Annotated in this window: 10 protein-coding genes; 4 read left to right on the top strand and 6 right to left on the bottom strand. The window is 52.5% G+C overall.

The genetic code is table 11. The features are described 5' to 3' along the window. The coding region (locus INT22_RS07365; RefSeq protein ID WP_193067972.1) for an alpha-ketoglutarate-dependent dioxygenase AlkB at nt 1-497 on the top strand (497 nt) is incomplete at its 5' end. Nucleotides 498-616: 119 nt separating this feature from the next. Here the strand turns inward: INT22_RS07365 and INT22_RS07370 are convergent. The 4 genes from INT22_RS07370 to cysP are packed head-to-tail and all read right to left on the bottom strand — an operon-like array spanning nt 617 to nt 4,436. Continuing rightward, nucleotides 617-1,711 carry a sulfate/molybdate ABC transporter ATP-binding protein gene (locus INT22_RS07370; RefSeq protein WP_193067973.1) on the bottom strand — a complete coding sequence of 365 codons (1,095 nt, stop codon included), beginning with the start codon at nt 1,709-1,711 and terminating at the stop codon, nt 617-619. After that, complete coding sequence (gene cysW / locus INT22_RS07375) at nt 1,708-2,535, bottom strand: sulfate ABC transporter permease subunit CysW (RefSeq protein ID WP_089038622.1); 828 nt, start codon at nt 2,533-2,535, stop codon at nt 1,708-1,710. The genes INT22_RS07370 and cysW overlap by 4 nt, the downstream gene beginning before the upstream one ends. After that, nucleotides 2,535-3,389, bottom strand: a complete 855-nt coding sequence (gene cysT / locus INT22_RS07380; RefSeq protein ID WP_193060902.1) for a sulfate ABC transporter permease subunit CysT — start codon at nt 3,387-3,389, stop codon at nt 2,535-2,537. The genes cysW and cysT overlap by 1 nt, the downstream gene beginning before the upstream one ends. 9 nt (nt 3,390-3,398) lie before the next feature. Further along, nucleotides 3,399-4,436: a thiosulfate ABC transporter substrate-binding protein CysP gene (gene cysP / locus INT22_RS07385; RefSeq protein WP_089038620.1), complete on the bottom strand. Its 1,038-nt coding sequence runs from the start codon at nt 4,434-4,436 to the stop codon at nt 3,399-3,401. 219 nt (nt 4,437-4,655) lie between these two features. Here cysP and rpe point away from each other — a divergent pair, with 219 nt between their 5' ends. Continuing rightward, nucleotides 4,656-5,357, top strand: coding sequence for a ribulose-phosphate 3-epimerase (gene rpe / locus INT22_RS07390; protein WP_089038619.1), 702 nt, complete (start codon nt 4,656-4,658; stop codon nt 5,355-5,357). Between the two features lie 9 nt (nt 5,358-5,366). Here rpe and INT22_RS07395 read toward each other — a convergent pair whose 3' ends face one another. Continuing rightward, complete coding sequence (locus INT22_RS07395; protein WP_193060904.1) at nt 5,367-6,665, bottom strand: NAD(P)/FAD-dependent oxidoreductase; 1,299 nt, start codon at nt 6,663-6,665, stop codon at nt 5,367-5,369. Nucleotides 6,666-6,817: 152 nt separating this feature from the next. On the opposite strand from INT22_RS07395, the gene INT22_RS07400 reads away from it, so the two are divergent. Further along, complete coding sequence (locus INT22_RS07400; protein WP_089038617.1) at nt 6,818-7,486, top strand: phosphoglycolate phosphatase; 669 nt, start codon at nt 6,818-6,820, stop codon at nt 7,484-7,486. A 26-nt stretch (nt 7,487-7,512) separates the two neighbouring features. On the opposite strand, the gene INT22_RS07405 is transcribed toward INT22_RS07400, so the two are convergent. Continuing rightward, the gene (locus tag INT22_RS07405) at nt 7,513-8,436 is read right to left on the bottom strand and encodes a metal ABC transporter solute-binding protein, Zn/Mn family (RefSeq protein ID WP_193060905.1); all 924 of its coding nucleotides are present in this window, start codon (nt 8,434-8,436) and stop codon (nt 7,513-7,515) included. 308 nt (nt 8,437-8,744) lie between these two features. Between INT22_RS07405 and INT22_RS20420 the strand changes: the two genes are divergently transcribed. After that, a partial coding sequence (locus INT22_RS20420) for an anthranilate synthase component II (RefSeq protein WP_226912488.1) occupies nt 8,745-9,133 on the top strand: 389 nt, incomplete at its 3' end.

Below are 9,133 nucleotides of genomic sequence, written 5' to 3' on the forward strand. Positions count from 1 at the left end.
GATTAATTTTGAATAAGCACTTAAGTTGGGAGCATGATCGAGCGTTTATTTACGGAAAAGAGATCGTTACCAAGAGGAAAATAGCCTGGTATGCAGATGCGCCGGTCTCTTATACCTACTCTGGATATACCAAGATGGCGTCAGTGTGGCCTGGTTTTTTACAAGAGATTAACCAGGTAGTGGAGAGTAACTGCGGTGACGTATTTAATTCGTGCTTGTGTAACTTCTATAGTTCAGGCGCGGAAGGTATGAGTTGGCACAGTGATGCTGAAAAAGACCTGGTTGAGAATGGTGTGATTGGCGCGTTGAGCCTAGGTGGCGAAAGGAGATTTTCGTTTAAACATAAACAAACAGGGGAGAGTCTATCGCTTAATCTAGAGCACGGTAGTCTGTTGGTGATGAAAGGTGCCACGCAGCAAAACTGGCTACATAGCCTGCCTAAAACCAAGAAAGATTGTGAGCCGCGGGTGAGCCTCACGTTTAGGCAAATGCGCTAATCAACTGTTGATACAGGCTGATAGCTTATCTGTCGCGAGTGAAAGAAAGGTAGGAGGTGGCAGCTCTAAATCGGTCGCGAACTAAAACTGCCCTCTGCTTGTGCCGTTGTTGGCATGCCCTAAGCGGCGCGGCTTTGCTCCGTCACTTTTGACTCTGTTGCGGGGAAGCGGTGCCATTGCCGTGGATGGACGAAGAGGCGCTGTCCACGGCGCATCTCAAGCTGCTCAAAATCAGCATGACGCACCGTTGCAAGCCATGGCTTAGCCAGCCAGTCGGCTTCCAGCTCAACACGCACTTCAGCACCTACCGGTGAAATGGCAGTCACTGTCACCGGCAGATGACTCTCTGCACTAGGCTGCTGGGCAAGGCGCACTTCATGAGGACGTAGCAATAGCTCTTCGTTACCGTCAGGCAAGTCAACATTGAGATGGGCGTCACCGCAGGTGAGCACACCTTGGTGTACCTTGCCTTCCAAGTGGTTAACGTCGCCAAGGAATTCAAATACAAAACGATTTTTGGGCGAACGATAGAGCGTTTCAGGCGTATCAATTTGCTCGATACGTCCGTTGCTCATCACCACCACACGGTCAGAAAGTTCCAGCGCTTCTTCTTGATCGTGGGTAACAAACACGCTGGTAAAGTTAAGCTCTTCATGCAGGCGGCGTAACCAGCGTCGTAGATCCTGGCGCACCTTGGCATCCAGCGCGCCAAATGGCTCATCCAAAAGCAATACGTCAGGCTCAACGGCCAAGGCGCGGGCGAGAGAAACACGTTGCTGCTGGCCGCCAGAGAGCTGGGCAGGCAAACGGTTAGCTAAATGCTGCAGCTGAACCATTTCCAACAGCCTAAAGACGCGGGCGCGAATCTCGCCGTTGGATGGGCGGCGCTTTTTGGGCATCACGGTTAGCCCAAAGGCTACATTGTCGTACACGCTCATATGGCGGAAGAGAGCGTAGTGCTGGAAAACAAATCCAATGCGGCGATCGCGAATGTGAACGTTGGTTACATCGCGGTCGCCGAACAGTATTTTACCGGGTTGAGGAGAGCGATCAGCGCTCTCCAAGCCGGCAATAATACGCAGCAGTGTGGTTTTTCCTGAGCCAGACGGGCCAAGCAGACCGACTAGTTCGCCTTCATGAATGTCCAGGTTGATCGGCTCAAGCGCTTGAGTGTTGGCAAAGTGCTTGGCGATGTTCTGTAGGCGAATACTCATAAAAATGCCTCCTGGCGCGCTGCGCGCCATTCCAGGCCTGCCTTGGCCGCAAGGGTTAACAGGGCAATAAGGGCCAGCAGCGCGGCGCTAGAAAACGCGCCCACCGCGTTGTAATCCTGATAAAGCTGCTCTAGATGCAGCGGTAAGGTGTTGGTCTTGCCGCGAATAGCTCCGGCGACCACCGAAACGGCACCAAATTCCCCCACGGCACGCGCGTTAGTGAGGATGATCCCGTAGAGCAGTGCCCAGCGAATGTTGGGTAACGTGACACGCCGAAAGGTGGTCCAGCCGCCAGCGCCGAGGGTCACGGCGGCTTCTTCTTCTCGGGAACCTTGGGCCTGCATGAGCGGAATAAGTTCACGTGCCACAAACGGGCAGGTCACGAAAATAGTTACCATCAAAATGCCGGGCCAAGCGAACATCAGTTGAATATCGTGGGTGTCTAGCCAACTGCCAATCCAGCCATTACGGCCATATAGCAACAGATAGATAAGCCCAGCCACAACGGGGGAAACGGCAAATGGAATATCGATCAGCGTTTGTAAAATACGCCGGCCTGGGAAACTGAAGCGGGTAACCAGCCACGCCAAGGCGACACCGAATACTAGGCAAATCGGTATGGTTAATAACGCAATGACGAGCGTCAGGCCAATCGCGTGCAGGGTGAACGTATCGCTAACGTTGGCCCAAAAGACCATCACGCCTTGGGAAAACGCCTGGGCAAAAATTGCCACCAAAGGTAGCAGCAAAAATAGCGCTGACAGCAACAGAGCGGCACCAATGAGTAAACGCCGCACAGCGGGTGCATCACCTATCCGGCGCATTAGCCTGTTCCTCCATGCAAGCGGCGCACAAAGCGGCCTTGCCAAATATTGATCGCCAGCAGTAGGGTCAGTGACACAAAGAGCACGACGGAGGCAATTGCGGAGGCACCCGCGTAGTCATACTCCTGCAGTTTGACGAAAATCATCAGCGCAGTGATTTCGGTTTCGTACGGCATATTACCCGCGATAAAAATAATCGCCCCGAATTCACCTAACGAGCGCACAAAGGCTAGCCCGGTGCCAGTAACGAGAGCTGGCCATAGATGCGGCATGATCACACGCCAGAACGCCACGCCATCGGTTGCGCCAAGAGACATCGCTGCTTCATCAACTTCTGCGGGTAAATCCTCTAGCACCGGCTGTACGGTGCGCACCACGAACGGAATGCTGGTAAACGCCATGGCCAGTGCAATGCCTACCCAGGTGTAAGCTACCTGGAACCCTAGCGGCTCTAATAAGCTGCCCATCCAGCCGTTACTCGCATACAGCGTAGCGAGGGTAATACCGGCTACCGCTGTGGGAAGCGCAAAGGGCAGGTCCATTAAGGCATCTAGCAGGCGCTTGCCGGGAAATTCATAGCGAACCAGTACCCAGGCAAGTAGTAAGCCAAATACTGCATTAACCAGCGCCGCGACAGCCGCCGCTCCTATGGTGACCATGTAACTGGCTACCACACGGCCTTCGGTAATAATGGCCCAGTATTCGGTAAGGCTAAGCCCTGCCAACTGGCCAAACAGCCCGGTGATCGGGAGAAGGAGAACCAGCGAAATGAAGAGAACGCTGATCCCCATAGATAGGCCAAAGCCCGGCAGCACGCGTGCGCTGCCGGACCGCCATAATGCTAGCTGGCTCATGGGGTTCCGTTAACGACGTTGCAGTTGATCAAGTAGGGCGCCGCCTTCAAAGTGGTTTTCCATTGCTTCTTCCCAGCTACCAAACACATCTTCAACTTCAAGAAGTTCGGTATCGGGGAATTGATCGGCAAATTCGGCCACAACCGTTTCGTCGTGAACGCGATAGTTAAAGCCTGCCAGCAAGCGCTGGGTGTCTTCACGGTAGAGATACTCAAGATAACTCTGGGCAAGGTCGCTGTTGCCATTGCGCTCAGCATTTTCACCCACCACCGCAACGGGGAACTCTGCCAGAATGCTGACCGGCGGCACGATGACCTCGTAGTCGTCGCTGCCGTATTCGCCACGGATGTTGTTTACTTCTGATTCAAAGCTGATCAATACGTCGCCAATGCCGCGTTCGATAAAGCTCGTGGTGGCACCTCGGCCGCCGGTATCAAACACCGCAACATTGCGCAGGAAGGTGCGCATGAAGTCTTGAATCTTTTCTTCATCACCGTCGAATTCATTTTCCGCAAAGCCCCAAGCCGCTAGATAGGTATAGCGGCCGTTGCCGGATGTTTTAGGATTGGGAAAAACGATTTGTACGCCTTCCTTCGCGAGATCATCCCAGCTTTCGATGCCTTTCGGGTTGTCTTTACGCACCAAAAACGCCGTAGTGGAGTAGTAAGGGGAGGCGTTATTGTCGAATGCGTCTTGCCAGTCTTCGGCCACTAGGCCTGCATCTGCAAGTACTTGAACATCAGTCACCTGGTTAAAGGTAACGACATCCGCACGCAAGCCTTGCATGATCGCGCGCGCTTGTGCTGATGAGCCGCCGTGAGACTGACTAATAGCAATCTCTTCACCGTGCTCTTCTTGCCACCATGCTTGGAATTCCGGGTTGATAGCCGAAAACAGTTCACGGGCAATATCGTAAGAAGAGTTCAGTAACTCGCGCTCTTGCGCCATCGCCGTGTTTGAAACAGCGGTGACAGCCACAGTCGCGCCAACAGCGGTGGCTATCAGGCTACGGCGCAGGCCAGTGCGGAAAAAAGTAGATCGCGTCATTACAGGCTCCTTGTATATGGGGGCGATTTAATCGCAATGAGGATAAGGTTAAACCTGTGATTGTGGAATTACAATTATGTTTTATATTCTATTTGGAAATATGTATTTAAAGATATGCATTCATTGTCGGCTGAGCTTTAACGGCAGGGAGATGGGGCTTCTTAGGTGGCTCTGGTAAGATAGGGGCCTTCCTTTCCCCTGTTAACCTAGGAATGCACTATGAGCGCTGAGCAGGACTTCCTGATTGCCCCTTCGATTCTTTCCGCTAATTTCGCGCGTCTTGGTGAAGAGGTCGACAATGTGTTGGCCGCTGGAGCCGATATTGTCCATTTCGATGTCATGGATAATCACTATGTGCCGAACCTGACGATTGGGCCGATGGTCTGCAAAGCTCTGCGCCAGCACGGCGTGACGGCGCCCATAGACGTCCACTTAATGGTTAAGCCTGTAGATCGTATGATTGGCGATTTTAGTGAGGCTGGGGCGAGTTACATTACGTTTCACCCGGAAGCTTCTGAGCATGTTGATCGCTCGTTACAGCTAATACGCGATAGTGGCTGTAAAGCAGGACTGGTATTTAATCCGGCAACACCGCTTTCGTATCTCGATTATGTCATGGACAAAGTTGATATGGTGCTGTTGATGAGCGTTAACCCGGGTTTTGGCGGTCAGTCATTCATTCCCGGTACGCTGGATAAATTGCGTGAGGCGCGGGCACGTATCGATGCCTCAGGTCGCCCGATCCGCTTAGAAATCGACGGTGGGGTTAAGGTAGATAACATAGCTGATATCGCCGCTGCGGGTGCCGACACCTTCGTCGCTGGTTCAGCTATTTTTAACGCTCACCAGTCAAGCGACCCGCACGGTTACGATAGCGTTATCCAGCAAATGCGCGCCGAGTTGGCAAAGAATAACGGCTAAGCAAACAGCTTAGTGCAATTTCATACGGGGCTTTAAGTAGCGGTTTAACTTATCAACCAGCCATGCGAGCCCCGTTTTGGGTGCGCCATGAATAGAAAGTTGGTGCATTCGATAAAGTGAAGCGTAGGCTTGGCGCGCTAACCAACCCTCTAAAAACAGCCCACGAGACGCGGAACTGCGCATCAACTTTCCTACCGCATCGTAGCGGGCGAGCGACACCAGCGAACCATGGTCACGATAAGTAAAGCTTTGCAGTGGTTTGCTATCCAGGCAGTGCATCAGGTTTTTGGCGAGTAACGTTGCCTGTTGATGAGCAGCCTGTGCCCGGGGTGGCACGGAGCTGCCTTCGCCCTGAGGGCAGTCGGCGCAGTCGCCCATGGCAAAAATATAAGGGTCATCGACGCTCTGCAGCGTTTGGTGGACGTTAATCTGATTTTTCTTATTAGTGGTCAGGTCTAATTCAGCCAAAAATGGCGGTGCTTTGATGCCCGCTGCCCACACGTTCAGATCCGTTTCGATAACCTCGCCATCGCCGGTTACCAATTGATACTGCTGAGCTTCTTGAATAGCGGTACCGACGTGAACGGTGACCCCCATATTTTCCAGCTCTTGCTGCACTGTTTCACTAATACGCTCTGACAAACCGGGCAGCAGGCGGGGGGCAGCTTCGATGAGGTGTACGCTAATCGTTTGGTGGTCAACAGCGGTTACGCCGTAGGCGTTAAGCAAGCGCGAAGCATCTAGAAGCTCGGCAGAAAGCTCTACGCCCGTTGCGCCGCCGCCTACAATGCCAATGGTCAGTTCAGCGTTTTGGCGCAGCGTTGGATCGGTATAACGCAAAAAGGTATTGATCATATCGCGCTGAAACGCTTTGGCCTGCTGAGGCGAATCAATAAAGTGGCAGTGTTCCGCAACGCCCGTCGTGCCAAAATCATTTGAAATACTGCCGAGCGCTATTACTAAATAATCGTAGGTTAGTTTTCGAGAGGGAAGGATTTCAACGCCGTCTTCATCTTTGATGGGTGCTAGGTGAATGACTTTTTGTTCGCGGTCAAGGCCATTTAAAGAGCCGCGCTGGTAGCGGTAATGGTGTGTGGAAGAGTGGCCACGGTAATCCACTTCATCCATGCTGGAGTTCAATACTCCGGTAGCGAGTTCGTGTAAAAGTGGTTTCCATACATGGGTGGCATTGCGGTCTAGCAGGACAATCTCGGCGCGCTTTTTTTTGCCCAGCGTGCGTCCTAAGCGTGTTGCTAGAGCAAGTCCGCCAGCGCCGCCGCCGACGATCACAATTCGGGGGATGGTCATTACTTTCTCCTCGGATAAGATGATCACAGCATAGAGCTTTCGGGCGTGGTTGGCGACGTGCTAAGTCGGTAGGATAAAAGAATTAACGGCGATTACGTTTACTAACGGCCATTTTTTGAAAAATATTTTTACCTAGCCTAGGGAGAGAGAGCGTGCATGCCATTTTGCAGGGTAAACGGTTAATTGCATTTGATTTAGATGGCACTTTAATTGATTCGGTCCCGGATCTAGCGATAGCGGTTCAGCGCGCGCTCAGCGATGTTGGGCTGCCTGTGCCCAGTGAAGAGCATGTGCGTAACTGGGTGGGTAATGGTGCGCAGGTACTTGTCGAAAGAGCACTAACCTGGGCGTTATCAGAGGCGCCGGGGCAGGTATTACAAACCACCGCCTATGACGCTTTTATGCGCCATTACGGTGCTGCCCCCAATGCGCTAACCAGGCTCTACCCAGGCGTGCGAACAGCACTGCACGATTTGCACAAGGCGGGCTATCCGCTGGTGTTGATTACCAACAAGCCTGAGCGCTTTATTGCGCCAATTTTGAGCCATTTTGAGCTATTGGCGCTATTTGCGCACTGTGTTGGCGGTGACACGCTTGCCGAGAAAAAACCCAGCCCGTTGCCGCTACTCCATGTAGCCCAACAGCTGGATATCCCACCTTCGGCAAGTGTCATGGTAGGCGATTCACGCCACGATATCGCCGCGGGCAAAGCTGCTGGCTTTACTACCGTGGCGTTACCTTACGGCTATAACCACGGCGAGCCGATTGAGCATAGCCAGCCTGACGTGATCATTAGCTCATTGCTGGCGCTGACGGAGTAAAACAGTCGGTGATGGGGCTGTTTTTTCTAGGGCTGCTTTTCTGCCCGTGCGCCGCCTAGGTATTCATGCAGTAATTCAGCGTTATGGCGCAACATAGCAGGGTAGTTATAAGCGGGGCCGTCAGTATCACTCAAGGTATCTACGTATAAAGGCCCTGCCAGCGAAAGCTCCGTTGCTCGGGCATGTGCATCCATGTGGATATAGGGAGAGGTGCTTTCATAGAACAGTGCAGGCGGGCGTTTTTGTGAAAGCTGCATGCTCATTGCTTCCATCGCCTGTGCACTGCCAATTGTCTCACTGCCAATCCCCCAAATGGCGGCGTACTCAAAACCGTAGGCACGGGCAAAGTAAGCCATGGAGGCTTCGCTGGTAGTGAGCATGCGATTCGTTTGCGGAATGCCTTCCAAGCGCTCCCTAAGTTGATGATCTAACAGCGCCAGTGCTTCACGAGTTTCAGCGGCGCGCGTGGCAAACGCCTCAGCCTGCTCGGGATAGCGTTCGATAAGCGTTTCTTCTATCACATCAACATAAGCGGCTGCCCCTTTTGGGTCCATCCACATATGCGGATCAGCGCTGTCTCTATATTGGCCTACCGGAATCGCTAGCAGCTCATAGTCGGCACTTTCTGCAAGTGCTGTCAGCGTTAGTGAATCGTCTGCCATGGCTTCAATATGCCGTATCCATGGCTCTAGCCCATACCCGTTGTAGAAAACAATGTCAGCTTCCTCGACAGCCAGGGCATTTGGCGGTTGAAGCTCCCAGCGGTGAACATCTTCACCTGTGGGCACAATGGTTGTAATGCCGATGCTGTCGCCTGCGACACGCTTCACTAAATCTTTAATGACTGAAAACGAAGCGATGACGTTAAACGAGGTGTCTCCCAGCGCGTGAGGGCTGCTGACAGTCGTCATCAATACGAGCGTTATTATCCAGGGTGCTCGATTGTCCATGTCACGCTCCTAACGCATTAAAAAGTCGGCAGATGATAAAGACAGTCATGGCCTGTTGCCAGTTTCGTCATGCTGCCAAGTTGTTTAAACCTAGCAGGAAGGGCTAACCAGTCGCTTTAAGGATTTTTGATTACCTTGAAAAGCTCTTCATAATTTACTGATAAACTCAGTGTTTGTTCCTCACTGAAAATTACCAGAGTATTAGAAGTGCGAATGTTTTAGCCGACCCTTGGCCCTGCAAGTGGTGCTTGGGTTGGGGTATCATCCCTACCAAGGGGTTTGATTAATGTGATGGAGTAGCTGCGGCGATGGCGCAAGTGCAGGTAGTGCAACGTGTATTGATGATTGATAACTACGACAGCTTCACATTCAATATCGTCCAGTACCTGGGTGAGCTGGGTGCCGAGGTCATGACCTATCGCAACGATGAGCTTACCCTTGAACAGATTGACGCCTTAGCGCCTACTCATCTAGTCATTTCACCGGGGCCGTGTACCCCTAATGAGGCGGGCATATCGTTGGCGGCGATTGACCACTTTGCGGGTAAACTGCCTATTTTGGGGGTTTGTCTTGGGCATCAGGCGATTGGACAAGTCTACGGTGGTAAAGTGGTGCGAGCGCCCCAGGTGATGCATGGTAAAACATCTGCCGTTGTACATAGTGGGCGGGGTGTTTTTAGCGGGCTTGAAAACCCGTT

It is taken from the genome of Halomonas sp. 3D7M (genome assembly GCF_014897885.1).
Classification (GTDB): domain Bacteria; phylum Pseudomonadota; class Gammaproteobacteria; order Pseudomonadales; family Halomonadaceae; genus Vreelandella.